The organism is Kitasatospora sp. NPDC101183 (assembly GCF_044767945.1).
Classification (GTDB): domain Bacteria; phylum Actinomycetota; class Actinomycetes; order Streptomycetales; family Streptomycetaceae; genus Kitasatospora.
Genome location: NZ_JBIWOW010000004.1, coordinates 261,834 through 288,299 on the forward strand (window position 1 = coordinate 261,834; position 26,466 = coordinate 288,299).

Sequence of the window (26,466 nt, forward strand, 5' to 3'; positions counted from 1 at the left end):
GCCGGCGGCTCGAATGACTGCCAACGAACTCCTCCTCACCACCCCCGACACCCGCATCACCCACACCCACACCCAACGCCGCCTCAACGCGACACGGTCGGCGTGAGCAGGAAGTCGGCCCCGCCGACTTCCTGCGCAACAGACCCCACCCGGCGCGCCGCCCAACTGCATCCGCGCGCCCTTGACGGCCACTCAGCCCTGCGGAACCGTGACGCGCACGTGCCCGCAACCGACTCCGGAGGGTGTCGTGGAACTGGACTTCATCGGGATCGATCCCGAGACCGGCAAGGAGGGCTCGCCGACGATCTGGCTGGACCGCGCCAACCGCAGGCTCGTGCTCCAAGGCGTGAAGGCCGAGGAGGCGCTGGAAGTCGAGATCGGGGAGCGCAGTTGGGTGTCGGGCCACAAGGCCGGCATCCCGGGTCACGAGGCCGTGGTCTGGGTTCCCACCCGGATGATCCCTATCCTGCGAAAGGCGTGCGATGACGCAGAGCGCGATGGCCTTCTCTGACCTGCTGGCAGCCGCCCGGTTCTCAGCCGTCCACCTGGAGCTGCGCGACAGCTACCGCGTCCCGGACGAGGCCGAAGCCGTCGAACGGTTCAGGCTGACCGGTGAATCCGACCTCGACCCGGAGTCGGAGTACTGGCACGACTGGACAGCAATGTTGCGCGCGGCAACCGCGCGAGGTGTCTCCGTCCGCCGCGCCCGGATCGTGTCCGAGCCGGTCACGGCCTACACCCGGTACCTGCACGCCATGACCCCGGTCAACATCGCAGCCGGTGAGCAGGTCCGCTGGCTGCCCCGCCGTAACGCCTCCTGCCTGGCGCTGCCCGGTAACGACTTCTGGCTGTTCGACGACCGCTCCGTACGGTTCAACCACTTCACCGGAGACGGCGACTGGGCCGACCCGCGCACCTCGTACACCGAGGAGCCTGCGGTGGCGAAGCTCTGCGCCGCCGCGTTCGATGCGGTGTGGGAACTAGGCGTCCCGCACGAGCAGTTCACCGTCTGACCCGCCTCGATCCGTGTCTTCCTTGCCCTCCTCCAGCGCTCAGGCCGCGCGGGTCGCGCTCGCCGCGCGGCTGCGTGAGCTGATGCTGGACGCCGGGATCGACGGCAAGGAGCTGTCCTCCCGGTGCGGCTGGCATCCCTCAAAGACCTCCCGCATCCTCGGCGGGAAGTCGGCACCGTCCGAGGCCGATCTGAGCGCCTGGTGCACGGCCTGCGGTGCGGAGGGCCAGGCCGCCGACCTGATCGCATCCCTCCGTGCGGTGGAGCTGATGTACCGGGAGTGGCGCCGGGTGCATCGCACGGGCATGCGACAGGTGCAGCAGGAGTCGCTGGCCCGGCACCGAGAGACCACGGTGTGCCGGGCCTACGTCTCCAACGTCGTCCCGGGGTTCCTCCAGACGGCGGCCTACGCCACCGAACTCCTGCGCTCGATCACCGAGTTCCAGGGCACCCCCGACGACGTGGCCGACGCGGTCGCCGCCCGCGTCGAGCGCGGTCGGCTGCTCCACGACGGCCGCCACCGGTTCGTCGTCCTCGTGGAGGAGACGGTGCTGCGCTACCGGCTCGGCGACGCGGAGACGATGGCCGGCCAACTCGGCCATCTCCTGGCGGTGATGCCGCTGCCGTCCGTCTCCCTCGGAATCATCCCCTTCACGGCGCGACGCCGGATCTGGCCGCTGGAGGCGTTCTACCTCTTCGACACCGGGCAGGCGTGCGTGGAGACGCTGACCGCCGAGATCACCGTGACCCAGCAGCGCGAACTCGCCGACTACCACCGCGCGTTCGCCCAACTGGCGAAGTCCGCCGTCCGTGGCGCGCCGGCCCGGGCCCTGATCGCCGACGCGATCGACTCCCTCGGGTGAATCGCCGCAATCACCCGCAATCGCCTTGAACGCGCCTCCGCCCACTCCCTACCGTCAGATCGTCGCCCTCGGTGACGGGCTGAATACCCTGCCCGACCGGGGCGTTGGCAACGACGACAAGGAGTTCCGCATGAACATCACCGCAGACGACGGCGGCGACGAGCACCCGGGCACTCCGTGGACCCCGCCGCCCGACCCGCCGTCCCCCGACGGCAGCACCCCGCCCGGAGACGGAGGACACCGCAAGTGACGCTCGCCCCCGAGCAGGAGGGCCGCCCCGCGCAGCCGGGGCGGTCCTTCCCCGTCGCCGACGCGTGGGCGCCCGCCTTCGGCGCCGTTCCGCGCTCGCTCTTCCTTCCCGGCCTCATCTGGGCGCACGACATCGCCACCGGGACCAACCGGGCCCTCGACCGAACCGTGGACGAACGGGCGTGGCTGGCCGCGGCCGCCGCCGACGTCCCGATCGTCACCCAGTGGGACGACGGCGAGCACCAGGGCACCAATCCCGGTACGGTTCCGACGAGTTCGGCCTCGATGCCCTCCCTCGTCGCCTCGATGCTGGACGACCTCCGGGTCGAGCCCGGAATGCGGGTGCTGGAGCAGGGCACCGGCACCGGCTGGAACGCGGCGCTGTTGAGCCACCGCCTCGGCGACGCGAACGTGACCACGGTCGAGGTCGACCGGCAGGTCCACACCCGGGCCCGATCAGCCCTGCACGCCGTCGGCTACCGTCCGACCGCCATCTGCGAGGACGGCACGCTCGGCTGGAGCGCCAACGCACCGTACGACCGGATCATCGCCACCTTCGGGCTGCGCGCCGTCCCGCGCGCCTGGATCGAGCAGACCCGCCCCGGCGGCCTGATCCTCGCGCCGTTCGGCACCCACTACTCCAACGCCGACGCCCTCGTCCGCCTCACCGTCCACGGCGACGGAACCGCCGGCGGGCCGTTCCTCCAGCCGGTGGAGTTCATGAAGATGCGCTCCCACCGCCTGCCCCGGCCGCAGTACCCCACCGACGGCGGCACCGTCGCCGAGAGCACCACCTCCACCGCCCTGCCGCCCCACGGCAGGTTCGACCCCTTCCCCCTCGCGGCCGGCCTGCACCTGCGCGACGTGACCCACGCCGTCCAACCCCACGGCGACGGCGCCCGCACCCTGTGGCTCTACTCCCTCACCACCCCGGCCTGGTCCGCCGCCACCTTCCGCGACGGGGAGGCCATCCACCCCGTCCGCCAGTGCGGCGCTCGCCACCTCTGGGACGAGTTCGAACGAACGCTCACCTGGTGGTACCGGGCCGGCGAACCCGGGGTCGACCGCCTCGGCCTGACCGTCACCCCGAGCGGCTGGCACGCCTGGCTCGACGACCCCGCCCGGCCGATCCGACCGCCCGGGTAGGTTGGGCGCCGTGACCGACCGAACCGGGGTGCGCGATCGGTCCAGGTTCCGCGGTCATCCGAGATCAGAACCGAGCCGAGGAGCGATGGACCGATGCGCGTCATCCTCTTCCAGCCACCGGTGTTCATGCGGGAAACCCCGGCCATCGCGCTGGCCAAGGCCCTGGCCGTGCCGGAGATCCACATCGGCGATCTCGTGCGTGCTCACGTTTCCCAGGGCACCGAACTCGGCGTCCGAGCCTTGGAGATCATCAACTCCGGCACACTGTTCCCCGACGAGCTCATCACCACGATCCTCCGCGACCGCCTGCACCGGTTGGCCCGTGCGGAGTTCCTCCTCGTCGGATACCCGCACAGCGAGGCCCAGGCGCTCGCTCTGGACGCGCTGCTCCGCGAGCTCGGCATGCCCCTCGACAGCGTGGTGGACCTGCGCCCTTCCGAGGAGCAGGTGGAGCGCCGCGTCCGCCTCCGGGCGGGCCGTCGGCTCTGCCGCGACGACCGGACCCACGTCTTCGAGCCATCGGTGGATCATCTCCCCGTCGAGGGCGTCTGCAACGCCTGCGGCGGTGAGTTCTATCAAAGCGAGGAGAACAACGAGGACTTCTTCCGCAGTCGGTTCAGGTCCCGCGAAGCGGAGCTGGAGCCGATCACCCAGCACTACGCCGGGCAGGACCTCCTCGTCACGGTCGACGCCGACGGCACGCCCGACGAGGTGGCCGGGCGCGCACTCGCCGCGCTCCGACTGGACCGGTAGCAGGAAGCGCAGGAAGTCGGCCCCGCCGACTTCCTGCGCCGGACGATGCTCACCAGGTGAAGAACTCGGGCAGCTCGTCGAGGTCCGGGAGGGGTGCCGTTGCCGGGAGGGGGCGGATCTGGACGAAGAGGTGCTCGAACTGCGAGTACGAGAAGCCGTCCAGCCCTGGTGCGACGACCAGGGCGTTGTCGCCCCGGCGCCAGACCCGGTAGCGCCAGTGGTGGTTGAACGCGGGTCGGGAGTCGTGCGTGACGTCGTGGTCGGGTGGGCCCAGCAGGGAGGTGAACTGGTCGACGACGGCTTCCAGTTGGCCGTCGAAGGTGTCCACGGAGGGCTGGGCGATGTTCTTCCAGCCCGGCAGCGTCGCCCAGTGCTCGCACCGGGCCTCCTCATCCGGATCCAGGACGTACTCGTACGCGAACGGCATGAAGAAGCAGCCGCTCCCGTACACGTGGTGACCCGCCGGTGAGTGCGCCCACTCCTCGAACCCGCCCACGTCCTCCCCGGTCGTGTCCCACCCGGCCTCGGCGAGCGCCCGCTCGCAGGCCTCGTGATCGTCCCAGTCGCGATCGGCGAACTCGACGATCCGCGCCGCCAGTTCGGGCGTGACGGGGCAAGCGGCGACGATCCAGGGGTCGCCCTCTTCCTCGGTGTCGGTCACAGGGGTGAACTCCCTTGGCAGTCGCGGTTCTACGTGCACTCTAGGGAGCCGGACCGACAGCCGGGCAGCTCGCGGAGTACATCAGGCCCCGGGGCGTTCGTGCCGCCGTGCGAGGTCCACCGTCCACTGCGGGAAGTACGCCACGGGTACCACCTGCGTAGCGGCGGGGAGGAAGGCGGCCCGGCAGCGGCGGCAGAACCAGGTTGCCCGCCAGGCCCGTTCGAGCCGGTGCCACTGCTCGTCCGCGTCACGGCGGCCACTCCGGTGGTCGGCGTGGAGGGCTAGGTCGTTTCCTGTGGATCACCGAGCGGTCCAGATGAAGATGCCCGCGATGTGGAGGGCTGCTCGGTAGACGGTTGCGGTCTTGTCGTAGCGGGTGGCGAGGCCGCGCCACTGCTTCAGCTTGTTGATGCAGCGTTCGACCGTGTTGCGCTGCCTGTACGCCTCGCGGTCGAAGCCGGGCGGCCGTCCTCCGCGTGAGCCTCGGTTGCGGCGTTTGGCGATCTGGTCGGCGGGCTGCGGGATCACCGCACGGATCTTCCGGCCGCGCAGGTGGGCGCGGATGGCGCGCGAGGAGTACGCCTTGTCCGCGAGCACCGCGTCCGGGCGTGTGCGCGGACGGCCCACCGGCCTGGGCACGCGGATGGCGGCCATGACGTGCTCAAACCCGGGGGCGTCCCCGGCCTGGCCGGGCGTGAGGACGAACGCCAGTGGGCGGCAGCGGCCGTCGGCGGCGAGGTGGATCTTCGTGGTCAGCCCGCCTCGGGAGCGTCCGAGGGCGTGGTCGTGCGGGTCGCCGGCCGGGGCCCCTTTTGGCGGGCCCCGGCCGCGTGCTGGTGGGCGCGCACGATCGTCGAGTCCACGGCCACGACCCAGTCCAGGTCGCCCTCCGCGTCGGCCTGCGCCAGGAGCGCGGTGAACACCCGCTCCCAGGTCCCGTCCGCCGCCCACGTCCGCAGCCGGTTGTGAACGCCCTTCCACGACCCGAACTCCGGGGGCAGTTCCATCCACGGCGCCCCGGTGCGGTACTTCCACGCGATCGCGTCGATCACCTGCCGGTGATCACGCCAACGCCCGCCCCGCCGCGGCGTCCGATCCGGCAACAACGGCTCTATCCGCGCCCACTGCGCATCGGTCAACGACACACATCAACCAACGACCAGATGATCCGAAGGACACGCCCTAGCCCGATCCCCAGCAGAACCACCGCGATGGCGATCGGGCCGAAGTGGTAGCCGGCCTGGTAGGCGGCGCTGCCGCCGACGTGGTCGAAGAGGAACGCGTGCAGGCTGATCAGCCCGAGGACGCCCGCCAGGAGGAAGAGGACGGTCGCGCCCCCGCTCGTGCGCCCGGGTTGGGCGGGCAGCGACAGCAGTGCCCTCGTCGGCAGGTCGAGCGGGCTCTGGTCGTTCAGCAGGAGCCGGTGCACGGCGGCGGCTTCGTCCGCCGCTCCGCAGCTGGGGCACATGACGCTCATGGGACGGGGACTCCAGAGGTGATGGACGGCGGACGGCAGCGGTGAACTCGCAGGCCTGCCCGGGCAGTTTGCCAGTCTCCGCCGCTACCGTCCCTCCGTTTACGGCGCGGGACGGCGCGGAGCGGCCCACCACGTCGAGGGGGCCGCGACGGTGTAGCCCAGGGACTCGTAGAGCGGGCGGCCCAGCTTCGAGGCGGTGAGGGTGGCCGGCAGGTCGGCCATGTGGGCGAGGGCGCCGAGCATGACGGCCCGGCCCAGGCCGCGCGACCGGGCGGCGGCGGAGGTGGCGACCCAGTAGTGGCTGCCGAAGCCGTCGGCGACGACGCTGACGCAGGCGCCCGCGGCCTGGCCGTCGTACGAGGCGAGGAACACGTCGACGCCGGGCTGTTCGATCAGTGCCGCCGGGAACAGCTCGCCGGGGCGGTGGGGCTCGAACTGGTCCAGCTCGAAGCCGTCGATGACGACCCGCTCGGCCGCCCGGAGGTCCTCGGGCCGCCGCACCCGGACCACGTCCACCGCCGGCTCGCCGACGGGCCCGGGCAGGCGCAGCATGATCGGCATCTGCCAGCTGCGCATGCCCAGGTGGCCCAGGTCGGCCGCGCTGAACGGGTCCTCGACGTTCACCGGCCCGACGGCCCGGCGTACGTGCCCGCTCAGCTCGTCCACCTCGCCCTGGTCGAGGTCGGGTTCCTGGATCAGAATCCGCAGGCCAGCGCGCTCGTCGCCGTCGACCGCGACGAATCCGCGGCGCCTGGTCACCTCGTGGCCCCGGCTCCGGCCGGTCGCGGTCCAGAAGGCCGCGGAGTTGCGGGCCTGGCGGGTCGGCGCCTCGGCGAGGGAGGCGGGTTGGTCGGTCGCGGTGGGGAATGCGGCGGGGAATGCGGTGGGGAATCCTGTGGTCATTGCGCGTACGGTAGTACGGAATTGGCCCGGCCGACGGTCCAATTCCGTACGCGTTGAATGGGCCACTCCAGATCGCGGGAATCCGGGCCGCCCGCAGCCGCCGAGGGCGCAGAATCACCCCATGGCCGATCCCTTCCCGTCCCCGTACCTCCACCGCCCGGCGGCCCTCGCCGACGCCCCCGCCGTCCACGCCCTGGTCGCCGCCTGCGAGCGGGAGCTGCTGGGCCGCGCCGAGACGGAACTCGACCGCATCGCCGCGGACTTGGCGCTGCCCGGCGTCGACCCGGCCCTCGACACGCTGCTCGTGCACGACACGGCCGGGCGCCTCGCCGGGCGGGCCTGGGTGCACGGCGGGCGGCGCAGCGCCGTCGACGTCCACCCCGGGCACCGGGGCCGGGGGCTGGGCGCCGCGCTGCTCGACTGGGCGGAGGCGAGGGCGCGACGGGCGGGCGGCGAGCGGCTGAGCCAGACCGTCCCGGACGGTGACCGGGCGGCGGTGGAGCTGCTGCGCTCGCGCGGGTACGAGCCGTTCGTCGCCCAGTGGCTGCTGGAGATCGCGATGCCCGCCGAGCCGGTGGTGCCCGGGCCGCCGCCGCCCGGGGTGACGCTGCGCTCCTTCCGGCCCGGGGACGAGCGGGCCGCGTACGAGCTGACCGAGGACGCCTTCGACGAGTGGCAGGCGCGGCGCAAGTCGTACGAGGAGTGGGCGCGGCTGAGCGTCGGGCTCGACTCGTTCGCGCCCTCGCTCTCCCCGGTGGCGTTCGCGGACGGGCAGATGGTCGGCGCGGTGCTGTCCCTGGACGCGCCGGACGCGCGGGAGGGGTACGTCGAGCGGGTCGCGGTGCGGCGGGACCACCGGGGCCGGGGGCTCGCCCGGCTGCTGCTGCGGGAGGCGTTCCGCGCCAACTACCTGCGGGGGCACCGCTCCTGCACCCTGTGGACGCACTCGGAGGCCGGCGCCCTGCCGCTGTACCAGCGGCTGGGCATGACGGTGCGCCGCGGCTGCGCGGTGTACGGCAAGGCGCTCGGCCCCGGGTAGGCCCCCCGGACCCCCGGACCCTCAGACCCCCGAACCCTCAGACCCTTATACCCTCAGACCACGGCGAGCCGGTCGACGATCAGCCGCGTCCGTCGCTCGGCCTCGCCCGGCGGCAGCCGTCCGGCCCGGGTCAGGGTGGCCAGGCCGTGCAGGGCCGCCCAGAACACCTCGGTGAACAGCCCCGGGTGGACGCCCTCGCCCGCGACCGCGCCGAGGTTCTCCAGCAGGGCGGCGAAGGCGTCCTTCAGCGGCTCGGGGGTGTCCTCCCGCGCGAACGCCAGGCCGCCGTCGAGCTGGAACATGGCGTCGTACACCGCCGGGTTGCGCTCCGCGTAGTCGAGGTAGGCCCGGGCGAGGGCGGCGACCCGGGCGCGCGGGCCCTCCGCGGCGGCGTCCGTACCGACGTTCACGGCGGCGGTCGCGGCCCGTACGGCGGCGGCCATCTCGGTGGCGCCCTGGAGGGCGACGGCGCCGATGATCTCGCGCTTGCCCTTGAAGTGGCTGTAGAGGACGGGCTGGCTGTACTCGATGCGCTCGGCGAGCCGGCGCGTGGTGACCGCGTCCCAGCCCTGCTGCTCGGCGAGCTCCCGGGCCGTCGCGACGATGAGGCGCTCGCGGTCCGCCCGCTCGCGCTGCTTGCGTTCCTGTACCGACATGCTTCGATCCTAGCACCGCTAGACAATCGAGCTACGGCAGTACTAGCTTTGCCTCATCAGCTAGCAACGCTAGATCCCAGGGGGTCGCCATGCTCACCGCACTCGAGGTCGTCACCGTCGTGTCCGTCGGCCTGATGGTCGGGGTGGAATTCGCCGTCGCCTTCGTCATCAACCCGATCCTCAACGCCCTCCCCGACGACAGCTACCAGCTCGGCCGCGCCCACGGAGGCCGGATGCTCGGCGCCGTCATGCCGTTCTGGTACATCGGCTCGGTCGTCCTCAGCGCGATCTGGGCCGCCACCGGGTGGCACCACCACGGCACCGGCCTGGTCGTCACCGGTGCGGCGCTCCTGCTCGTCAGCGTGGTCATGTCCGTCCTGCTGCTCGTCCCGATCAACAACCGCAGCAAGACCTGGACCCCCGAGAACCGCCCCGCCGACTGGCGCGAACAGTCCGCCCGCTGGGACCGCTACCACTACGCCCGCGTCGCCGTCCTCATCGCCGCCTTCACCCTCCTCGTCACCGCCCTCGTGTGACCCCTCCCGGGCCCGGCGACCCCCGCCCCCACGCTCCGCCCCGCGCAGGAAGTCGGCCCCGCCGACTTCCTGCGCGGACCCATCAGCTCCCCCGCGGCAGCATCTCGCCGACGCAGCTGCGCAGGCCGGCGACGTGGTCGACGCTCGCGATCCAAGGCACCCCTTGAAGCGCGTCGCCGAAGCGCACGGTGCCGGGGTCGGTCAGGAAGGCTCGGAGTTCGTCGGGGGCCGGGTCGTCGACGAGGCACAGCCATGCGAGGCCGGCACCGATGCGGTCCTCGGGCCGCCGGCCGGGATCCGACCACAGGCCCCGGGCCCACGCGGGAGCACCCTCGTCCCGGTGCTCCCGGTGCCTCCGGTGCTCCCGGTGCTCCCGGGCGAGTTGGGCGAGTTGGGCGATCGCCAGGACCAGGGTCACCCGGACCGCCGGATCCTCCTCGACGGCCAGCCTGCCGTGCAGCGCGGTCGAAACGCGCGGGACCTCACCGGTCACCTCCGCCAGGACGAACGCGGCAGCGGAACGGACCTCGGGATCGAGGTCGGAGAGCTGTGGCAGCAGGAGGTGCAGATCGTCCGTGACGGCCTCCCGTGCGGCCTGAATCGCCCAGTCCACGGGGCATTCTGCGGCCCCCATCGTCATCGAGTCCTCGGAGACCTGGAGAAAGCCCGCACGCGACCCGTCGCCGAGGTGCTGGCACCGCCCGATCTCGCCGACCAGACGAAGGATCTCCGCGCGCAGCCCGGAGGGCCTCGCCCTCGCGATCCGGAACAGGAACGGCACCGCCAGTGCCCCCGCCTCGATCGTGCCGCCCTGGTGGTGAAGGGCCTCCCGGATCCGCCACAGCACGCGGTCGGCGGCGCCGGCGTCCGTGGAGGCGAGCATGTCGAGGAGCCCGGGGACCTCCTCACCCGGGCCGTAGAAGTGCCAGAACCGCCGCCAGGGGATCTCGTCGTACCGGAAGCCGTCCTTGACCTCCCTCGGGATCGCCCTCGCCACCGCACGCACGTCGCAGTCCCTGCCCGCCCACGCCTCCGGCCACCCGGCCCAGCGGTCCTCCTCCCCCAGCGCGGCAGACCCGTCAGACGTCAGACGTCATGCGTCTCGGCCGTCAGCCAGGCCAGGTAGGCGGGGGAGCCGGTGGTGAGGGGGACGGCGATGACCTCGGGGGTGTCGTACGGGTGCAACTCGGTGATGCGGGTGGTGAGTCGGGGGGCCAGGGTGGTGCGGGTCTTGAGGTCGAGGCGCCATTCCGTGGCATCCTGGACCTCGCCGTCCCACCAGTAGACGGAGCGGACGGGGTAGACCTGGGCGCAGGCGGCCAGGCGTTCGCGGACCAGGGTGGCGGCCAGGTCGCGGGCCTTCGTCTCGTCGTCGTGGGTGGTGGTCACCACGAGGAAGTCGCTCGTCACGTCGTGCACCGTACCCCGCCCGGGGTCAGTGCCCGGGGGAGCGTGACGGCTCGACGGGCCTGCCGGTCTGCACCGGGCCGCAGACCATGACCTGGCCCGCGCCGCGCGGGTAGCAGTCGCCCGAGCCGGGTTGGGGCTTGGTCTCGCAGACGGTGCAGGGCACCGGGGCGATGTCGTGCGGGTCCTGCGCGGGCGGCGCCTTGGGCTTGGCCGTGGAGGCCGGGCGGGGCGCGGGCTTCCTGGTCGCGGGCGGGGTGCTGGGCTCCGGCTCGTCCGCATCCGTAGGAGCGGCGGCGGTCTGTACGGGCTGCGGGGTCGGCGACGGCGCCTCGCTGGGCGTGGGCGTCACCGTGGGCGTCACAGCAGGAACAGGAACAGGAGCAGGAGTGGGAGCAGGCGAGGCCGACAGAACCGGAACCGCCACCGCCCTCCCCCCGTCCCCACCGGACAGCGCCCAGCCCGCCCCACCGCCCGCCAGCAGCAGCGCCCCCAGCACCACCGGCGCCACCACCTTCGGCTGCCGCAACACCCGCCGCACGTCCATGAGTTCCCCCTGCTCCCCCGACAACCCGCCAGATCCTACCGACCCACCTCCCCCAGGAACGCCCCCACCCGCGCGTTGACCTCCCCCGCCGCCGCCATCGGCAGGTTGTGGTGCGTCGCCCCCGGCAGAACGGCAACGGCCCCGACCGCCCCCGCTCCCGCCGCCACGGCCCGTACGTCGTGCGCGCGCGACCCCTCGGCGAGCAGGACGAGCGCGGGCGCCCGCAGTGAAGCGGCATCCGGTCGCGGCCCGGTGACGACCCGGGAGGCGGGGAAGTCGGCGTACCCGAGCGCGTAGACCTCCCGGAAGTCGGCGTCGAGGTCGCCGCCCGTCTCCCGGTCCAGGAACGCCCGGGCCCGCCCCGCCGTGCGCCCGGGCAGGAAGAGCGGCACGGCGCGCAGCAGGTACCCGGGCCGGAAGCCCGCGAAGCACTGGGTGGGGTCGAGCAGCGCGAGCCGCCGGACCCGGCCGGGCGCGTGCAGGGCGTACGTCAGGGCGATCCAGCCGCCGTAGGAGTGGCCGCAGAGGTCGGCCTCCTCGACGCCGAGCCGGTCGAGGACGGCGTCGAGCCAGCCGAGCAGCCCGGGGACGCCCCCGAGCGGGTCGCCGTCGTGGACGCTGCGCCCGGGGTCGCCGATGAGGTCGACGGCGAGGACGCGGTGGCCGGCCTCGGCCCAGGCGCCCGCGTTGGCGAACCAGATCGCGGAGGTGGAGCCGCCTCCGTGCAGCAGGACGAGGGGGCGGCCGTCGCGCGGGCCGCAGGCGTTGACCCGGGTGGTGCCGTGGGCGGTGCGGACGTCGATCGGCTCGACCGGGACGGGCCAGCGGGCGAGCAGGGCGTCGTAGGCACTCAGGAAGGAGGAGGAGCGGGCCGGCATGGGTGGAACCTCCAGCAGCGGGGACATCAGGGCATGATGGAACCACTCGCAGAACAAGTATCTCGCTCAGCGAGAGAATAGTGGCACACACGTGCCCGGAACGGAGACGAGGGTGCCCGAGGCCACACCCCAGCCGGAGCCCATGCGGCTGATCCACCTGATGCGCGCGCTGACGGTCGAACTCGACCTCTTCGGAGCCGAGTTCGCCTCCCGCAACAACCTCCACCCGACCGACCTGCGCGCCCTGATCCACCTCCTGGACGCCGCCCGCGCCGGGCAGGTGGTCACCCCCGGCCGCCTCGGCGAGGCGCTGCACCTCAACTCGGCGGGCACCACCGGCCTGGTGGACCGCCTGGAGCGCCTCGGCCTGGTCCGCCGCGAGCGCGACCCGCAGGACCGGCGCCGGGTGCTCCTCACCGTCGAGCAGCGGGCGATGGACCTCGGTCAGGGCTTCTTCGGCACGCTGATCGCCCAACTGGTCGCGGCCATGGGCGAGTTCGACCCCTCCGAGCTGAAGGCCGTCCGCCGCTTCCTGGAGACCATGACGGCCACCGTCACAGCGGCCGCCCGGGAGCCCCTCAGCCCCTGACTGCCCCCGCGATCCGCCGCGCCACCTCGTCCGGTGCGAGGTCCGTCGTGTCCACGACCTCGCCCTCGGCGTGCAGCCACCCCCGCGCCGCCTCGGCGTACGGCTCCAGGTGCTTGAGCCGGAACCGCGAGTTCGGCCCGACGACGGTATCCCCCGCGATCCGCCCCCGCAGCGCCTCCTGATCGGCGTGCAGCACGAAGTGCCGTACGGGGATGCCGTGTTCGGCCAGCCCGGCGCTGATCTCGCGCCAGTACTCCTCGACCAGCACGGTCATGGGGACCACCAGCGTGCCCCCGACATACTCGAGCACCCGCCGCGCCGTCTCCACCACGAGCGGCCTCCACGGCGGCCAGTGCTGGAAGTTGTCCGTCCCGGGCAGCCCCGGCGTGATGTCCATGAGCATCCCGCCGACGTTCTCCGCGTCGAACACCCGGGCATCCGGGAGCAGTTGGGGCAGGAGCGCACTCGTCGTCGTCTTGCCCGCGCCGTGGGTCCCGTTGAGCCATACGATCACGAACCGACCCTACCCCCGCCGCGCCCGGAAGGCGGCGGCCTTCACCCGGTTCTGGCAGGCCGTGGAGCAGAACTGCCGCCCCGCGTTGCGCGAGGTGTCCACGTACACCCGGTCGCAGCGCGGCGCCGCGCAGACGCCGAGACGCCCCGCGTAGTCCCCGCCGATCGCCATCGCCAGCCCGGTGGCGCACCCGGCGCTCCAGCCCACCGCGTACGAGTCGTCGGCGCCGTGGAAGTGCACCTGCCAGGGCTCCCCCGGCGCCCGGTCCAACTGCGGCCGGGCCCCGCTGTCGAGCAGCAGCGCGTTGAGCGCCCGCGCCGCGTCGTCGACGCGCTCCTCGACGGCGGCCGCGGCCTGCCTCCTGCTGGCCGCCCTCCACCTGCGGGTGACCCCCGTCAGCCCCTCACAAGACGCGCCCCGAGCCGCAGGCGCACGGTGGCCGCTCCGGCGCATCCGCCGATCAGCACCGGCAGGAAGCCCCCGAACCCGAACGCGCGCAGCACGAGGACGGTGACGACCAGCGCGACCACGACCGCCCCCACGTCCACGACCGCCACCCACCGGCTCCCACGCGCCATACCCGACCACCGCTCTCGCTCACCGAATTCCCTGAGCGCAATGGTAAAGCAATCGCAAAGTCCGCAGGTAAACGGGTGGGCCCGGACACCGAAGCATCCGAGCCCGCCCCCGACCAACCGGCGAACCGACCAACCGACGCCCCGGCGAACCGACCACCGCTCAGTGCGCGGCGGCCTCCCAGTTCGCCCCCACGCCCACCGACACGTCCAGCGGCGCCCGCAGCGGGTACGCCCCCGCCATCTGCTCCCGGACGACGGCCTCGACGGGCTCCCGCTCCCCCGGAGCCAGCTCCAGCACGATTTCGTCGTGCACCTGGAGCAGCATCCGCGAGCCCAGCCCGGCCGCCCGCAGCGCCTCGTCCACCCGCAGCATCGCGATCTTGACGATGTCGGCCGCCGATCCCTGGATCGGCGCGTTGAGCGCCATCCGCTCCGCCATCTCCCGCCGCTGCCGGTTGTCGCTGTTGAGGTCCGGCAGGTACCGGCGCCGCCCGAGCAGCGTCTCGGTGTACCCCGTCGCCCGGGCCTCCTCCACCACCCGGTGCAGGTAGTCCCGCACGCCGCCGAAGCGCTCGAAGTAGGTGTCCATCAGGCCCTGCGCCTCGGCCGGCTTGATGCCGAGCTGCTGCGAGAGCCCGTACGCGGAGAGCCCGTACGCGAGGCCGTACGACATGGCCTTGATCTTGCGCCGCATCTCGGCGTCCACGGCCGCGCCCGGCACCTCGAAGACCTGGGAGGCGACGGTGGTGTGCAGGTCCTCGCCGGAGACGAAGGCCTCGATGAGCGCCTCGTCCTCCGACAGGTGCGCCATGACGCGCAGCTCGATCTGCGAGTAGTCCGCGGTCAGCAGCGACTCGTACCCCTGGCCGACGACGAAGGCCCGGCGGATGGCCCGGCCCTCCTCCGTGCGCACCGGGATGTTCTGCAGGTTCGGGTCCTGCGAGGAGAGCCGGCCGGTGGCGGCGACCATCTGGTTGAAGGTGGTGTGGATGCGCCCCTGCGGCGAGACGGTCTTGAGCAGGCCCTCGACGGTGGTGCGCAGCTTGGCCTGGTCGCGGTGGCGCAGCAGGATGACCGGCAGCTCGTTGTCGGTCTGGGTGGCGAGCCAGGTCAGGGCGTCGGCGTCCGTCGTGTAGCCGGTCTTGATCTTCTTCGTCTTGGGGAGCGCGAGCTCGCCGAAGAGGATCTCCTGGAGCTGCTTGGGCGAGCCGAGGTTGAACTCGTGGCCCGCGGCGACGTGGGCCTCCTCGGCGCAGCGCTGGATCTCGGCGGCGAACTGCGACTCCAGGGTGCCCAGCCACTCGCGGTCGGCGGCGATGCCGTTGCGCTCCATGCGGGCGAGCAGGGCGGCGATGGGCAGTTCCATGTCCCGCATCAGCTCGGTGGCGCCGACCTCGGCGAGGCGGGTGTCGAAGAGCGCGGCGAGGTCGAGGACGGCGCGGGCCTGGAGCATCAGGGCCTGCGCGGCGGCCGTCTCGTCCTCCTCGGGCGCGTCGAAGGTGAGCTGGCCGCCCTCGGCGGCGGGGGCCGGGGCGAGGGAGCGGGCGAGGTACTCCTCGGCGAGCGCCTCCAGGGTGAAGGTGCGACGGCCGGGCTTCTCCAGGTACGCGGCGAGGGCCGTGTCGGCGACGACGCCCTCGATCGTCCAGCCGCGCTCGGCGAAGGCGCGCATGACCTGCTTGGCGATGTGCAGCGCCTTGGGGGCGGCCGCGTCGGCGAGCCAGGCGGCGAAGGCGCGCTCGTCCTCCTCGGCGAGCTGCGCCGGGTCGAACCAGGCGGCCGACTCCCCTGCGGCGAGGGCGACTTCGGTGACCTCGCCGCTGCCGAGCGCCCAGGTGTAGACGGCGGCGAGGGCGACGGTGGTCTTGCCGTCGGAGCCGTGCTCGCGCAGCCAGGAGGCCAGCGTGCCCGGGTCGGTGAGGAGTTCGCCGTCGACCTCGACGCCGGGGGCCAGCTCGACCTCCTCCTCGGCCGCGCCGGACGGGTCGACGCCGAAGACGCGGTCGCGGAAGTTGTCGTTGCGGAACTCCAGGGACTCCATCAGCGTGCCGACGGCGCCCTTGTCGAAGGGCCGGCGCTCCAGGTCGTCGACGCCCAGCGGGAGTTCGACGTCGCGGACGAGCTCGGTGAGCATCCGGTTGCGCTTGACGGAGTCGAGGTTGTCGCGCAGCTTCTCGCCGATCTTGCCCTTCACCTCGTCGGCGCGGGAGACGAGTTCCTCGAAGGAGCCGAACTGGTTGACCCACTTGGCGGCGGTCTTCTCGCCGACGCCGGGGATGCCGGGCAGGTTGTCGGACGGGTCGCCCCGGAGGGCGGCGAGGTCCGGGTACTGGTTCGGCGTGACGCCGTACTTCTCGGCGACCTTCTCCGGCGTGTAGCGGGTGAGCTCGGAGACGCCCTTGGTGGGGTAGAGGACGGTGACGTGCTCGGTGACGAGTTGCAGCGAGTCGCGGTCCCCGGTGACGATCTGGACGTCGAAGCCGGCGGCCTCGGCGGCGGTGGCCAGGGTGGCGATGATGTCGTCCGCCTCGAAGCCCTCGACGGTGAGCCGGGGAACGTTCATGGCGTCGAGCAGCTCGCCGATCAGGCCGATCTGGCTGCGGAACTCGTCGGGTGACTTGGCGCGGTTGGCCTTGTAGTCGGGGAACGCGACGGAGCGGAACGTCTGCCGGGAGAGGTCGAAGGCGACCGCGAGGTGCGTGGGCTGCTCGTCCCGGACGGTGTTGGCGAGCATCGAGGCGAAGCCGTAGACCGCGTTGGTGGGCTGGCCGGTGGAGGTGTTGAAGTTCTCCACGGGCAGCGCGTAGAAGGCCCGGTAGGCCATCGAGTGCCCGTCGAGCAGCATCAGCCGGGGCCGACGGCCACCCGCCGCGCCCTTGTCCGTACTCTGCGTAGCCACGTCAACGTCCGTTCCTGCCGATTCCACTACCGGCCACCGATCCTATGGCCCGGCACCGACAAAAGGGGCGCCGCGTCAACAGCCCGCCCCGCCGCCCCAGCGGGCTGCGAGCGGCACGCCAGGTGCGCGGGAGGCCCGCTACCGCCGAGTAGGCCGGTCGTACGATCACAGGCAGCACGATGATGTGACACCCCCAGCGGCAGGAGCCCCCCATGACCGACGCGACCCGCGACACCGCGCCCGGCGCCACGCCCGACCCCGCCCCCGTCCTGAACGTCCCCCAGGACGTGCTGGACCACTTCGCCAAGCTCGGCGTGAACCCGGAGACCTTCTCCGGCGGCGAGCTCGGCGAGCGGATGGGCATCCGGATCGTCGAGGCCTCCGGCGACCGCGTGGTCGGCACCATGCCGGTGGAGGGCAACCAGCAGCCGTACGGGCTGCTGCACGGCGGCGCCTCGGCCGCGCTCGCCGAGACGCTGGGCTCGATCGGCGCGATGCTGCACGCCGGACCCGGCCGCTACGCGGTGGGCGTGGACCTCAACGCGACCCACCACCGCTCGGCGACCTCCGGACTGGTGACCGGCGTCGCCACGGCGGTGTTCAAGGGCCGCACGGCCGCGACGTACGAGATCGCGATCACGGACGACACCGGAAAGCGGATCACCAGCTGCCGGCTGACCTGCATGCTGCGCGACCTCTGACACGCGCCGGACCGGGACGCGCCCGACCCGAGGCGCATCGCCGGCCCGGAGCGCACCGCCGGCCCGGAGCGCACTGCCGACCCGCGCCGCACACCCGCAGGCCGACACCCTCACAACATCCCTACGACTGAAGCAAGTTCAGTCAAGTCGAAGTCAAATCCCTTGGCCGCCCCCTTGTTTGACCACCCGCCCCCCTGGGCAGGCGTTGGTCAGGACGAGGGGGCGGCCTTCTGCGTCCGTGCCCGGCCGGCGCCGAACCCCGGCCCGCTTCGCACGAATGTAACGCTGCGTAATAACTAGGACGTCCACGTAACCCGCAGTTCCGAGGCCGGAAAGCCGCCCGGAGCATCCTCGCCACGCCCCCACTGTCCGAAATACGGACGTGCACGCCCGAAAGCAGCACACCGAACACCGGCGTCCGATTATCGACGCTGCCAGCTGCACCCCGCATTTACGGGCCTTACATCGGCCTACCAGGGCGTAGACACGCGGTCGTTCCGAATCGATCAAGCCACAATTCCCAGATGCTGAGACAAATGCTCCGTGTGCTCATAACAAGAGAATCACAGCCTTCCCGCAGCACTGCCCGAGTCGCCTGGGGGCATCTAGAGTCACGGCCAGTCACCGCGCCACTTGATCTGGGCTCTGCCCCACGCGCATCCCGGCACCCGCCTGTCAGGCGCGGCGCCTCCCGAACCGAAGGGAACCCTCGTGCGTCATCGTGCAGCAGTTGTCGTGAGCATTGCCGTCATCGGCGCCCTCAGCCTGAGCGCGTGCGGCTCCCGCAGCGACAAGAAGAACGGCGACGGCGCCGGAGGCAAGGACAACAACGCCGCCACCACCACCGTCGTCATCGGCGTCGACGCCCCGCTCACCGGCGACCTCTCCGCCCTCGGCCTCGGCATCAAGAACTCCGTCGAACTCGCCGTCAAGAAGGCCAACTCCACCAACGAGGTCCCCGGCGTCAAGTTCGAGATCAAGGCCCTCGACGACACCGGCAAGCCCGCCCCCGGCCAGCAGAACGCCACCCAGCTCACCGCCGACGACAAGGTCCTCGGCGTCGTCGGCCCCCTCAACTCCAGCGTCGCGCAGTCGATGCAGCAGATCTTCGACGACAAGAACCTCGTCGAGATCTCCCCCGCCAACACCGGCGTCGCCCTCTCCCAGGGCGAGAAGTGGGCCAGCGGCGACAAGAAGCGCCCCTTCAAGTCCTACTTCCGCACCGCCACCACCGACGCCGTCCAGGGCCCCTTCGCCGCCCAGTACCTCTTCACCGACGCCAAGAAGACCAAGGTCTTCCTCATCGACGACCAGAAGACCTACGGCGCCGGCCTCGCCGCCACCTTCAAGGGCGAGTTCACCAAGCTCGGCGGCACCATCGCCGGCGAACAGCACGTCAACCCCGACGACCGCGACTTCTCCGCCATCGTCACCCAGGTCAAGAGCTCCGGCGCCGACGCCGTCTACTACGGCGGCGAGTACCCCGCCGCAGGCCCCCTCTCCCTCCAGCTCAAGGACGCCGGCGTCACCGTCCCCCTCATGGGCGGCGACGGCATCCAGAGCGGCGACTTCATCAAGCTCAACCCCAAGGGCCAGGGCGACCTCGCCACCGCCGTCGGCCTCCCCGTCGAATCCCTGCCCACCGCCAAGCAGTTCATCGACGACTACAAGGCCGCCGGCTACAAGGACGCCTACGAGACCTACGGCGGCTACTCCTACGACAGCGCCTGGGCCATCATCCAGGGCGTCAAGAAGGTCAAGGCCGACGGCAAGCTCGGCGACAGCAAGGCCCGCGAACTCGTCCGCGACGCCGTCCAGAACGTCAGCTTCGACGGCGTCACCGGCAAGGTCTCCTTCGACGAGTTCGGCGACACCACCAACAAGCAGCTGACCGTCTACACCGTCAAGGACGGCAAGTGGGCCGTCGAGAAGTCCGGCACCTTCAAGGGCTGACCACCGCCCCCACCCCACAGCAGCACCCCAGCGCGCGGGGGCGCCACCAGTGCCCCCGCGCGCCCCCACATCCACCACCCACGCGGACACCCCGAACGCTTTACGGAGGCCCAGCGGTGCACGACCTACCGCAGCAGCTGGCCAACGGCCTGATCCTCGGCGCCCTCTACGGACTCGTCGCGATCGGCTACACGATGGTCTACGGCATCGTCCAGCTCATCAACTTCGCCCACGGCGAGATCGTCATGGTCGGCGGCTTCGGCGCCCTGACCGCCTACCTCGCCCTCCCCGGCGGCACCACCCTCTGGCTGGCCCTACCGCTGATGCTGCTCACCGGCATCCTGGTCTCCACCCTCACCGCCATCGGCGCCGAACGCTTCGCCTACCGGCCCCTGCGCAACGCCCCCCGACTCGCCCCCCTCATCACCGCCATCGGGCTGTCCATCTTCCTGCAGCAACTCGTCTTCTCCTTCTACCCGGACGCCAAGAAGGCCCGCGTCTTCCCCAAGATCCCCGGCGACCCCTTCACCCTCGGCTCCGTCACCATCCAGCGCAGCGACCTCTTCCTCATCATCGCCGCGCCCCTGTGCATGCTCGCCCTCGGCTGGTTCGTCAACCGCACCCGCTCCGGCCGCGCCATGCAGGCCACCAGCCAGGACCCCGACACCGCCAAGCTCATGGGCATCGACACCGACCGCATCATCGTCATGGCCTTCGCCATCGGCGCCGCGTTCGCCGCCGTCGCCGCCGTCGCCTACGGACTGCGCACCGGCCAGGTCGACTTCCGCATGGGCTTCCTCCTCGGCCTCAAGGCCTTCACCGCCGCCGTCCTCGGCGGCATCGGCAACATCTACGGAGCCATGCTCGGCGGCCTCACCCTCGGCGTCGCCGAAGCCCTCGCCTCCGGCTACGTCCAGCACATCCCCGGCATGCACCTCTTCGGAGGCGGCGCCTGGAAGGACGTCTGGGCCTTCGTACTCCTCATCCTCGTGCTCCTCGTCCGGCCCCAAGGCCTGCTCGGCGAGCGCGTCGCGGACAGGGCGTGACCACCATGACCACCACCACCGAGACCACCCCGGTCATCCCCCTGCCGGCCAACGCCGCCACCGCCCTCACCGGCCTCGGCGCCCTCCTCACCGCCGCCTCCGCCGCACTCCCCTGGACCTGGACCAGCGACTTCCCCGGCGACCTCACCTACACCGGCTCCCCCGCCGGCCTCCAGTGGCTCGCCCTCGCCGCCGGCCTCCTCACCCTCGTCCTCCTCCTCGCCACCCACGGCGTCACCGGCCTGCGCTGGGCCGCCCCCCTGCGCAGCAACAACGCCGTCCTCCTCGCCGCCACCGGCGCCCTCGCCGTCGCCGTCTACTCCGTCGCCGCCATCTCCGACGAACTCGGCGGCCTCGCCAACCTCGAACCCGGCGGCTGGATCCTCGCCGCCGGCGGCCTCACCACCCTCGCCGGCGCCCTCGGCCTCCCCCTCGACCGACGCACCCACGTCCCGCTGCGCATCCTCGACAAGCGGCTCTACCTGCTCGTCCCCGCCGCCCCCCTCGTCTGGATCGGCACCCACGCCGTCCCCGACGACAAGCCCGTCGCCCCCGTCCTCACCGCCCTCGCCGGCGGCCTCGCCCTCGCCACCGGCGCCGTCCTCCTCCTCCAGCTCGGCCACCTCGCCAACTCCTGGCTGCGCCTGGGCAAGGTCGAACGCCGCCTCCCCACCCCCCGCGAACTCCCCTCCTGGGCCGAGATCCTGCTGATCATCGTCGCCTTCGGCCTCGGACTGTTCGCCATCACCTTCGGCATCGACACCGAGTACGGCGAACTCTTCGTCGGCTGCCTGCTCCTGGCCGCCACCGCCGTCCCCGCCCTCGGCCGCTCCGGCCTCCTCGCCCGGCTGCGCGCCCTCACCGTCAAGCACCGCCCCGTCACCACCGGCGCCGCCTTCGCCGCCGCCGCCAGCTTCCCCTTCACCCAGACCAGCGACCAGTACACCTCCGTCGCCACCAACATCCTGATCTTCGGCACCGTCGCCCTCGGCCTCAACATCGTCGTCGGCCTCGCCGGACTCCTCGACCTCGGCTACGTCGCCTTCCTCGGCGTCGGCGCCTACGCCGCCGCCCTGGTCTCCGGCTCCCCCGCCTCGCCCATCCACGTCCAGTTCCCGTTCTGGGCCGCGATGCTCACCGGCGCCGCCGTCTCCATGATCTTCGGCGTCCTCATCGGCGCCCCCACCCTGCGGCTGCGCGGCGACTACCTCGCCATCGTCACCCTCGGCTTCGGCGAGATCTTCCGCATCACCATGCTCAACCTCAACGGCACCACCGGCCCCAAGGTCACCAACGGCTCCAACGGCATCCCGCGCATCCCCGACCTGGAGATCTTCGGCTTCAACCTCGGCAAGACCCACGAGGTCGCCGGCATCGAACTCGGCCGGTTCTCCAACTACTACCTGCTGATGCTCCTCGTCACCGCCCTCGTCGTCCTCGTCTTCGCCCGCGTCGGCGACTCCCGCATCGGCCGCGCCTGGGTCGCCATCCGCGAGGACGAGACCGCCGCCGAGGCCATGGGCATCAACGGCTTCCGCCTCAAGCTCCTCGCCTTCGCCCTCGGCGCCTGCCTCGCCGGCCTCGCCGGCACCGTCCAGGCCCACGTCAGCTACACCGTCACCCCCGACCAGTACACCTTCGCCGAGGCCCTCCCGCCCAACTCCGCCTTCCTGCTCGCCGCCGTCATCCTCGGCGGCATGGGCACCATCAGCGGACCCCTCGTCGGCGCCACCCTCCTCTTCCTCATCCCCAAGAAGCTCGAGTTCCTCGCCGACTACCAGCTCCTCGCCTTCGGCGCCGCCCTCATCGTCCTCATGCGCGTCCGCCCCGAAGGCCTCATCCCCAACCGGCGCCGCCAGCTGGAGTTCCACGAGGCCACCGCGCCCGCCCGACCCACCGGACCCGCCGACGACACCGCACTCACCAAGGCAGGGGCGTGACCCGCCACATGACCACCACCGCCACCCCCCTGCTCGACGTCACCGGCGTCACCATGCGCTTCGGCGGCCTCACCGCCGTCAACGACGTCTCCCTCACCGTCGGCGAAGGCGAGATCATCGGCCTCATCGGCCCCAACGGCGCCGGCAAGACCACCTTCTTCAACTGCCTCACCGGCCTCTACGTCCCCACCCAGGGCGCCGTCCGCTACCGCGGCACCGTCCTGCCCCCCAAGCCCCACCTCGTCACCCAGGCCGGAATCGCCCGCACCTTCCAGAACATCCGGCTCTTCGCCAACATGACCGTCCTGGAGAACGTCCTCGTCGGCCGCCACACCCGCACCAGGGAAGGCATCTTCTCCGCCATCCTCCGCGGCCCCCGCTACCACCGCGCCGAAGCCGAGAGCCGCGAGAAGGCCATGGAACTCCTCGCCTTCACCGGCCTCGCCGACAAGGCCGACCACCTCTCCCGCAACCTCCCCTACGGCGAACAGCGCAAGCTCGAGATCGCCCGCGCCCTCGCCTCCGACCCCGGCCTGCTCCTCCTCGACGAACCCACCGCCGGCATGAACCCCCAGGAGACCAGGGCCGTCGAGGAACTCGTCTTCGCCATCCGCGACCGCGGCGTCTCGATCCTCGTCATCGAGCACGACATGCGGTTCATCTTCAACCTGTGCGACCGCACCGCCGTCCTCGTCCAGGGCACCAAGATCGTCGAGGGCGACCGGGAGACCGTCCAGAACGACGAACTCGTCATCAAGGCCTACCTCGGCGCCCCGCTCGACGAGGCCGCAGCACCGGAGGAAACCCCGTGACCGCACTCCTCGAGGTCCAGGACCTCCGCGTCTCCTACGGCAAGATCGAAGCCGTCAAGGGCATCGGCTTCACCGTCGAACAGGGCGAGGTCACCACCCTCATCGGCACCAACGGCGCCGGCAAGACCACCACCCTGCGCACCCTCTCCGGCCTCCTCAAGCCCACCGCCGGACGCATCACCTTCGACGGCCAGGACCTCGCGACCGTCCCCGCCCACAAGATCGTCTCCCTCGGCCTCGCCCACTCCCCCGAAGGCCGGCACATCTTCCCCCGCATGACCATCGAGGAGAACCTCCTCCTCGGCGCCTTCCTGCGCACCGACACCCCGGGCATCACCTCCGACGTCGAACGCGCCTACGGCCTCTTCCCCATCCTCGGCGAACGCCGCAAGCAGGCCGCCGGCACCCTCTCCGGCGGCGAGCAGCAGATGCTCGCCATGGGGCGGGCGCTGATGTCGCGACCCAAACTGCTGATGCTCGACGAGCCGTCGATGGGGCTCTCGCCGCTCATGATGCAGAAGATCATGGCCACCATCGTCGAACTCAAGGCGAGCGGCACCACGATCCTGCTCGTCGAACAGAACGCCCAGGCCGCCCTGTCCCTCTCCGACCGGGGCTACGTCATGGAGACCGGCCGCATCGTCCTCACGGGCACCGGGCCGGACCTGCTGCACGACGAGTCCGTCCGCAAGGCGTACCTCGGCGAGGACTGAAAAAGGGCCCGGCGGATGGTGGACATCCGCCGGGCCCTTCCCCACATACGCCTACTCGGGCTGGCTCTCCTCTTCCGCCTTCTTGCGGTCCTGGGCCTCGCCCTCCTCGATGACCGCCTCGGCCACCGCCGCCATCGTCATCCGCCGGTCCATCGAGGTCTTCTGGATCCACCGGAACGCGGCAGGCTCGTTCAGCCCGAACTTCGTCTGCAGCACACCCTTCGCCCGGTCCACCAGCTTCCGGGTCTCCAGCCGCTGGGTGAGATCCCCGATCTCCTTCTCCAGCGCCCGCATCTCGGTGTACCGCGACACCGCCATCTCGATCGCCGGCACCAGGTCCGACTTCGAGAACGGCTTGACGATGTACGCCATCGCCCCGGCGTCCCGCGCCCGGTCCACCAGCTCCCGCTGCGAGAACGCCGTCAGCATCAGCACGGGAGCCAGGTGCTTCTCGTGGATCTGCTCAGCGGCGGAGAGCCCGTCCAGCACCGGCATCTTCACATCGAAGATCGCCAGATCCGGCCGCAGCTCCTCCACGAGCTTCACCGCCGTCTCCCCGTCCCCGGCCTCCCCGACGACCGTGTACCCCTCCTCTTCGAGCATCTCCTTGAGGTCAAGGCGGATCAGCGCCTCGTCCTCAGCGATCACGATCCGCGTGATCTGGGGCGATTCGGTCTCAAGCGGCTGTGCCTGCTCGTCGGCGGTGCTCACGGGGCTCCTAGTTCCGGCGGGGTACTGCATGCACGAGGGTACCTAGACACGGTATGTTTGAGACACGACGCGAAGGAAATCACCTTCGAATCGTAGGCCCCGATAGCCCAATTGGCATGAGGCAATGGTCTCAAACACCATACAGTGTGGGTTCGAATCCCACTCGGGGCACCTTTCCTTCGATTCGAAGGAATCCGCCAGCCGGACAATGCTTGGCGATCTTCACTGATTCGGGTGAAGCTTCGATCGTTCGCCGGACTTCCCAACCCGGTTCGCACACGCTCGGTCGCATGTACGAGCTCTCTGTGCGCGAACGGGCTGTCGATCTCCTCCGCAACGGCACTGGCACCGCCGAGACTGCCCGCAAACTCGGCATACCCGTTGGCACGGTCTCGTGGTGGAAGCATCGCGACCTCGCCAAGCGTGGCGAACTCCCCGGCCGGAAGCGCTCCCCCTGCCTGCACTGCTACGGCGACGGGCTGGACCGCCCCGCGTACTCGTACCTGCTCGGGCTCTATCTGGGCGACGGTCACATCAGCCACCCGAAGCAGCACCGAGTCCCAAGCCTCTTCATAAGCTGCGACGACAAGTGGCCAGGAATCATGGATGCCGTCGAGGCGACCATGCGACAGGTCTTCCCCAGCCTCTCGCCCTGCCGTGTACGACGCCCCGGCTCCCACAACGTCAAGGTGTACTCGAAGCACCTGCCGTGCTACTTCCCCCAGCACGGCCCCGGCAAGAAGCACGAGCGCACCATAGCCCTGGAGCCCTGGCAGCAGGAGATCGTCGACGCCCACCCCTGGGAGTTCCTGCGCGGCCTCATCCACTCCGACGGCTGCCGCATCACCAACTGGGCGACCAAGACCGTCGACGAGGTCAAGAAGCGCTACGAATACCCGCGTTACTTCTTCGCCAACACCTCGACCGACATCATCGGTCTCTTCACCGCCACCCTCGACGCTGTCGGCGTCCAGTGGAAAGCCTCGATCCGCCGCTCAAACGGCCTAATCAACATCTCCGTCGCCCGCAAGGACTCCGTCGCCCTCATGGACGTCCACATCGGCCCCAAGTACTGACACCGCCATGTACGACATGGCCACCCGCCGACGCGCGCTCGACCTCCACGCATCAGGGCTGACTCTCAGTCAGGTCAGTCGCGCAACTGGCATCTCTCGCTACGCAATCCGCCAATGGGCATCCGGCGCCGTGCCCAGCCCGCGGATGACCGCCGAATGCCCGGTCCGGGAGGGGCTCGATCCCTCACGACCTCGCGCCGAATACGCCTACCTGCTCGGCCTCTACCTCGGCGACGGCTGCATCAGTGAGGGCCGCCGAAAGGTCTACGCCCTCCGCATCGCCTGTTGCGACGGCTGGCCGGGCCTCATCGACGAGTGCCAGCGGGCCATGTCCGCCGTCATGCCGCACAACAAGGTTCTGCGCGTCCACGCGCCCGGCTGCACGAGTGTGGTGAGCACCAGCAAGCACTGGCCCTGCCTCTTCCCCCAACACAGCCCCGGCAAAAAGCATCTGCGCAAGATAGCCCTGGATTCCTGGCAGCAGGAGATCGTCGACGCCCATCCCTGGGAGTTCCTGCGCGGCCTCATCCACTCCGACGGCTGCCGCATCACCAACTGGGCGACCCGCACGGTCGGCGGCGTCAAGAAGCGCTACGAGTACCCGCGTTACTTCTTCACCAACACCTCAGCCGACATCATCGGCCTCTTCACCGCCACCCTCGACGCGGTCGGCGTCCAGTGGAAGCCTGCCTCCAGGTCGAACGGCGGCTTCAACATCTCCGTCGCCCGCAAGGACTCCGTCGCCCTCATGGACGTCCGTATCGGCCCCAAGTACTGACGATCGCGGCGCGGCCCCCGCGAGGGCCG

The 26,466-nt window shown here is 71.2% G+C and carries 30 protein-coding genes and 1 tRNA gene; 17 read left to right on the plus strand and 14 right to left on the minus strand.

Annotated elements, in window-relative coordinates:
• Positions 1 to 247: 247 nt before the first annotated feature.
• The 5 genes from ACIRRS_RS06900 (at position 248) to ACIRRS_RS06920 (ending at position 4,023) form a co-directional block, all read left to right on the plus strand.
• Positions 248 to 511 carry a hypothetical protein gene (locus ACIRRS_RS06900; RefSeq protein ID WP_402966138.1) on the plus strand — a complete coding sequence of 88 codons (264 nt, stop codon included), beginning with the start codon at positions 248 to 250 and terminating at the stop codon, positions 509 to 511.
• The gene (locus tag ACIRRS_RS06905) at positions 483 to 1,013 is read left to right on the plus strand and encodes a DUF6879 family protein (protein ID WP_402966140.1); all 531 of its coding nucleotides are present in this window, start codon (positions 483 to 485) and stop codon (positions 1,011 to 1,013) included. Before ACIRRS_RS06900 ends, ACIRRS_RS06905 begins: the two co-directional genes overlap by 29 nt.
• Before the next feature lie 13 nt (positions 1,014 to 1,026).
• Complete coding sequence (locus ACIRRS_RS06910; protein ID WP_402966142.1) at positions 1,027 to 1,875, plus strand: helix-turn-helix domain-containing protein; 849 nt, start codon at positions 1,027 to 1,029, stop codon at positions 1,873 to 1,875.
• A 246-nt stretch (positions 1,876 to 2,121) separates the two neighbouring features.
• Positions 2,122 to 3,270 (plus strand): methyltransferase domain-containing protein, encoded by a 1,149-nt coding sequence (locus ACIRRS_RS06915; protein ID WP_402966144.1) that lies wholly within the window; start codon positions 2,122 to 2,124, stop codon positions 3,268 to 3,270.
• Positions 3,271 to 3,363: 93 nt separating this feature from the next.
• Complete coding sequence (locus ACIRRS_RS06920; RefSeq protein WP_402966146.1) at positions 3,364 to 4,023, plus strand: nucleoside monophosphate kinase; 660 nt, start codon at positions 3,364 to 3,366, stop codon at positions 4,021 to 4,023.
• A 49-nt stretch (positions 4,024 to 4,072) separates the two neighbouring features.
• Here ACIRRS_RS06920 and ACIRRS_RS06925 read toward each other — a convergent pair whose 3' ends face one another.
• From ACIRRS_RS06925 to ACIRRS_RS06940, 4 genes are all read right to left on the minus strand, one after another.
• The gene (locus tag ACIRRS_RS06925; protein ID WP_402966148.1) at positions 4,073 to 4,684 is read right to left on the minus strand and encodes a hypothetical protein; all 612 of its coding nucleotides are present in this window, start codon (positions 4,682 to 4,684) and stop codon (positions 4,073 to 4,075) included.
• 300 nt (positions 4,685 to 4,984) lie between these two features.
• Positions 4,985 to 5,829, minus strand: a protein-coding gene (locus tag ACIRRS_RS06930) for an IS5 family transposase (protein ID WP_402966150.1) whose coding sequence is annotated in 2 segments (ribosomal slippage) — positions 4,985 to 5,499 and positions 5,499 to 5,829 — 846 coding nt in all. Because the reading frame shifts where the segments join, the coding sequence is not laid out codon by codon here.
• A complete protein-coding gene (locus ACIRRS_RS06935) occupies positions 5,820 to 6,161 on the minus strand; it encodes a hypothetical protein (protein ID WP_402966152.1) in 342 nt (113 codons plus the stop codon). The genes ACIRRS_RS06930 and ACIRRS_RS06935 overlap by 10 nt, the downstream gene beginning before the upstream one ends.
• Positions 6,162 to 6,260: 99 nt before the next feature.
• Entirely contained in the window at positions 6,261 to 7,064 is an 804-nt protein-coding gene (locus ACIRRS_RS06940) for a GNAT family N-acetyltransferase (protein WP_402966154.1), read from the minus strand.
• A 121-nt stretch (positions 7,065 to 7,185) separates the two neighbouring features.
• Between ACIRRS_RS06940 and ACIRRS_RS06945 the strand changes: the two genes are divergently transcribed.
• A complete protein-coding gene (locus ACIRRS_RS06945) occupies positions 7,186 to 8,103 on the plus strand; it encodes a GNAT family N-acetyltransferase (RefSeq protein WP_402966156.1) in 918 nt (305 codons plus the stop codon).
• A 53-nt stretch (positions 8,104 to 8,156) separates the two neighbouring features.
• Here ACIRRS_RS06945 and ACIRRS_RS06950 read toward each other — a convergent pair whose 3' ends face one another.
• Positions 8,157 to 8,759 carry a TetR/AcrR family transcriptional regulator gene (locus ACIRRS_RS06950; RefSeq protein ID WP_402966158.1) on the minus strand — a complete coding sequence of 201 codons (603 nt, stop codon included), beginning with the start codon at positions 8,757 to 8,759 and terminating at the stop codon, positions 8,157 to 8,159.
• A gap of 89 nt (positions 8,760 to 8,848) precedes the next feature.
• On the opposite strand from ACIRRS_RS06950, the gene ACIRRS_RS06955 reads away from it, so the two are divergent.
• On the plus strand, positions 8,849 to 9,295 hold the full coding sequence (locus tag ACIRRS_RS06955) for an anthrone oxygenase family protein (RefSeq protein ID WP_402966160.1): 447 nt from the start codon (positions 8,849 to 8,851) through the stop codon (positions 9,293 to 9,295).
• A gap of 82 nt (positions 9,296 to 9,377) precedes the next feature.
• On the opposite strand, the gene ACIRRS_RS06960 is transcribed toward ACIRRS_RS06955, so the two are convergent.
• The 4 genes from ACIRRS_RS06960 to ACIRRS_RS06975 all read right to left on the minus strand — a co-directional run bounded on the left by ACIRRS_RS06960 (position 9,378) and on the right by ACIRRS_RS06975 (position 12,154).
• The gene (locus tag ACIRRS_RS06960; protein ID WP_402966162.1) at positions 9,378 to 10,301 is read right to left on the minus strand and encodes a hypothetical protein; all 924 of its coding nucleotides are present in this window, start codon (positions 10,299 to 10,301) and stop codon (positions 9,378 to 9,380) included.
• A gap of 80 nt (positions 10,302 to 10,381) precedes the next feature.
• Positions 10,382 to 10,705: a divalent-cation tolerance protein CutA gene (cutA, locus tag ACIRRS_RS06965; RefSeq protein ID WP_402966164.1), complete on the minus strand. Its 324-nt coding sequence runs from the start codon at positions 10,703 to 10,705 to the stop codon at positions 10,382 to 10,384.
• 25 nt (positions 10,706 to 10,730) lie between these two features.
• Complete coding sequence (locus tag ACIRRS_RS06970) at positions 10,731 to 11,273, minus strand: hypothetical protein (protein ID WP_402966166.1); 543 nt, start codon at positions 11,271 to 11,273, stop codon at positions 10,731 to 10,733.
• 11 nt (positions 11,274 to 11,284) lie between these two features.
• Complete coding sequence (locus tag ACIRRS_RS06975; protein WP_402966168.1) at positions 11,285 to 12,154, minus strand: alpha/beta fold hydrolase; 870 nt, start codon at positions 12,152 to 12,154, stop codon at positions 11,285 to 11,287.
• Between the two features lie 115 nt (positions 12,155 to 12,269).
• Here ACIRRS_RS06975 and ACIRRS_RS06980 point away from each other — a divergent pair, with 115 nt between their 5' ends.
• On the plus strand, positions 12,270 to 12,716 hold the full coding sequence (locus tag ACIRRS_RS06980; RefSeq protein ID WP_402966380.1) for a MarR family winged helix-turn-helix transcriptional regulator: 447 nt from the start codon (positions 12,270 to 12,272) through the stop codon (positions 12,714 to 12,716).
• Here ACIRRS_RS06980 and ACIRRS_RS06985 read toward each other — a convergent pair.
• The 4 genes from ACIRRS_RS06985 to polA all read right to left on the minus strand — a co-directional run bounded on the left by ACIRRS_RS06985 (position 12,706) and on the right by polA (position 16,653).
• Entirely contained in the window at positions 12,706 to 13,230 is a 525-nt protein-coding gene (locus ACIRRS_RS06985; protein WP_402966170.1) for an AAA family ATPase, read from the minus strand. The genes ACIRRS_RS06980 and ACIRRS_RS06985 overlap by 11 nt on opposite strands.
• A 9-nt stretch (positions 13,231 to 13,239) precedes the next feature.
• Positions 13,240 to 13,683: a CGNR zinc finger domain-containing protein gene (locus ACIRRS_RS06990; RefSeq protein ID WP_402966172.1), complete on the minus strand. Its 444-nt coding sequence runs from the start codon at positions 13,681 to 13,683 to the stop codon at positions 13,240 to 13,242.
• Positions 13,626 to 13,787, minus strand: coding sequence for a hypothetical protein (locus ACIRRS_RS06995; RefSeq protein ID WP_402966174.1), 162 nt, complete (start codon positions 13,785 to 13,787; stop codon positions 13,626 to 13,628). The genes ACIRRS_RS06990 and ACIRRS_RS06995 overlap by 58 nt, the downstream gene beginning before the upstream one ends.
• A 181-nt stretch (positions 13,788 to 13,968) precedes the next feature.
• The gene (polA, locus tag ACIRRS_RS07000) at positions 13,969 to 16,653 is read right to left on the minus strand and encodes a DNA polymerase I (RefSeq protein ID WP_402966382.1); all 2,685 of its coding nucleotides are present in this window, start codon (positions 16,651 to 16,653) and stop codon (positions 13,969 to 13,971) included.
• A 266-nt stretch (positions 16,654 to 16,919) separates the two neighbouring features.
• Between polA and ACIRRS_RS07005 the strand changes: the two genes are divergently transcribed.
• The 6 genes from ACIRRS_RS07005 (at position 16,920) to ACIRRS_RS07030 (ending at position 23,872) form a co-directional block, all read left to right on the plus strand.
• Positions 16,920 to 17,408, plus strand: coding sequence for a PaaI family thioesterase (locus ACIRRS_RS07005; protein WP_402966176.1), 489 nt, complete (start codon positions 16,920 to 16,922; stop codon positions 17,406 to 17,408).
• A gap of 711 nt (positions 17,409 to 18,119) precedes the next feature.
• Positions 18,120 to 19,361: a branched-chain amino acid ABC transporter substrate-binding protein gene (locus tag ACIRRS_RS07010; RefSeq protein ID WP_402966178.1), complete on the plus strand. Its 1,242-nt coding sequence runs from the start codon at positions 18,120 to 18,122 to the stop codon at positions 19,359 to 19,361.
• 116 nt (positions 19,362 to 19,477) lie between these two features.
• Positions 19,478 to 20,407: a branched-chain amino acid ABC transporter permease gene (locus tag ACIRRS_RS07015; RefSeq protein WP_402966180.1), complete on the plus strand. Its 930-nt coding sequence runs from the start codon at positions 19,478 to 19,480 to the stop codon at positions 20,405 to 20,407.
• Between the two features lie 5 nt (positions 20,408 to 20,412).
• Entirely contained in the window at positions 20,413 to 22,347 is a 1,935-nt protein-coding gene (locus ACIRRS_RS07020; protein WP_402966384.1) for a branched-chain amino acid ABC transporter permease, read from the plus strand.
• A gap of 8 nt (positions 22,348 to 22,355) precedes the next feature.
• The gene (locus tag ACIRRS_RS07025; RefSeq protein ID WP_402966386.1) at positions 22,356 to 23,159 is read left to right on the plus strand and encodes an ABC transporter ATP-binding protein; all 804 of its coding nucleotides are present in this window, start codon (positions 22,356 to 22,358) and stop codon (positions 23,157 to 23,159) included.
• Positions 23,156 to 23,872, plus strand: a complete 717-nt coding sequence (locus ACIRRS_RS07030) for an ABC transporter ATP-binding protein (RefSeq protein ID WP_402966182.1) — start codon at positions 23,156 to 23,158, stop codon at positions 23,870 to 23,872. The genes ACIRRS_RS07025 and ACIRRS_RS07030 overlap by 4 nt, the downstream gene beginning before the upstream one ends.
• A 51-nt stretch (positions 23,873 to 23,923) precedes the next feature.
• Here the strand turns inward: ACIRRS_RS07030 and ACIRRS_RS07035 are convergent, their stop codons facing one another.
• Entirely contained in the window at positions 23,924 to 24,583 is a 660-nt protein-coding gene (locus ACIRRS_RS07035; RefSeq protein WP_402966184.1) for an ANTAR domain-containing response regulator, read from the minus strand.
• Positions 24,584 to 24,679: 96 nt separating this feature from the next.
• On the opposite strand from ACIRRS_RS07035, the gene ACIRRS_RS07040 reads away from it, so the two are divergent.
• From ACIRRS_RS07040 to ACIRRS_RS07050, 3 genes are all read left to right on the plus strand, one after another.
• Positions 24,680 to 24,754, plus strand: a tRNA-Leu gene (locus ACIRRS_RS07040).
• Between the two features lie 119 nt (positions 24,755 to 24,873).
• Complete coding sequence (locus tag ACIRRS_RS07045; protein WP_402966186.1) at positions 24,874 to 25,659, plus strand: helix-turn-helix domain-containing protein; 786 nt, start codon at positions 24,874 to 24,876, stop codon at positions 25,657 to 25,659.
• Between the two features lie 7 nt (positions 25,660 to 25,666).
• The gene (locus ACIRRS_RS07050; RefSeq protein ID WP_402966188.1) at positions 25,667 to 26,437 is read left to right on the plus strand and encodes a transcriptional regulator; all 771 of its coding nucleotides are present in this window, start codon (positions 25,667 to 25,669) and stop codon (positions 26,435 to 26,437) included.
• Positions 26,438 to 26,466: the final 29 nt, after the last annotated feature.

Coding starts and splice junctions, on each gene's coding strand:
- ACIRRS_RS06905 (WP_402966140.1), top strand. CDS start 483: ATGACGCAGAGCGCGATGGCCTTCTCTGACCTGCTGGCAGCCGCCCGG.
- ACIRRS_RS06920 (WP_402966146.1), top strand. CDS start 3,364: ATGCGCGTCATCCTCTTCCAGCCACCGGTGTTCATGCGGGAAACCCCG.
- ACIRRS_RS06935 (WP_402966152.1), bottom strand. CDS start 6,161: ATGAGCGTCATGTGCCCCAGCTGCGGAGCGGCGGACGAAGCCGCCGCC.
- ACIRRS_RS06940 (WP_402966154.1), bottom strand. CDS start 7,064: ATGACCACAGGATTCCCCACCGCATTCCCCGCCGCATTCCCCACCGCG.
- ACIRRS_RS06945 (WP_402966156.1), top strand. CDS start 7,186: ATGGCCGATCCCTTCCCGTCCCCGTACCTCCACCGCCCGGCGGCCCTC.
- ACIRRS_RS06950 (WP_402966158.1), bottom strand. CDS start 8,759: ATGTCGGTACAGGAACGCAAGCAGCGCGAGCGGGCGGACCGCGAGCGC.
- ACIRRS_RS06955 (WP_402966160.1), top strand. CDS start 8,849: ATGCTCACCGCACTCGAGGTCGTCACCGTCGTGTCCGTCGGCCTGATG.
- ACIRRS_RS06975 (WP_402966168.1), bottom strand. CDS start 12,154: ATGTCCCCGCTGCTGGAGGTTCCACCCATGCCGGCCCGCTCCTCCTCC.
- ACIRRS_RS06980 (WP_402966380.1), top strand. CDS start 12,270: ATGCGGCTGATCCACCTGATGCGCGCGCTGACGGTCGAACTCGACCTC.
- ACIRRS_RS06990 (WP_402966172.1), bottom strand. CDS start 13,683: ATGCGCCGGAGCGGCCACCGTGCGCCTGCGGCTCGGGGCGCGTCTTGT.
- polA (WP_402966382.1), bottom strand. CDS start 16,653: ATGCTGCTCGACGGGCACTCGATGGCCTACCGGGCCTTCTACGCGCTG.
- ACIRRS_RS07005 (WP_402966176.1), top strand. CDS start 16,920: ATGACCGACGCGACCCGCGACACCGCGCCCGGCGCCACGCCCGACCCC.
- ACIRRS_RS07020 (WP_402966384.1), top strand. CDS start 20,413: ATGACCACCACCACCGAGACCACCCCGGTCATCCCCCTGCCGGCCAAC.
- ACIRRS_RS07025 (WP_402966386.1), top strand. CDS start 22,356: ATGACCACCACCGCCACCCCCCTGCTCGACGTCACCGGCGTCACCATG.
- ACIRRS_RS07045 (WP_402966186.1), top strand. CDS start 24,874: ATGTACGAGCTCTCTGTGCGCGAACGGGCTGTCGATCTCCTCCGCAAC.
- ACIRRS_RS07050 (WP_402966188.1), top strand. CDS start 25,667: ATGTACGACATGGCCACCCGCCGACGCGCGCTCGACCTCCACGCATCA.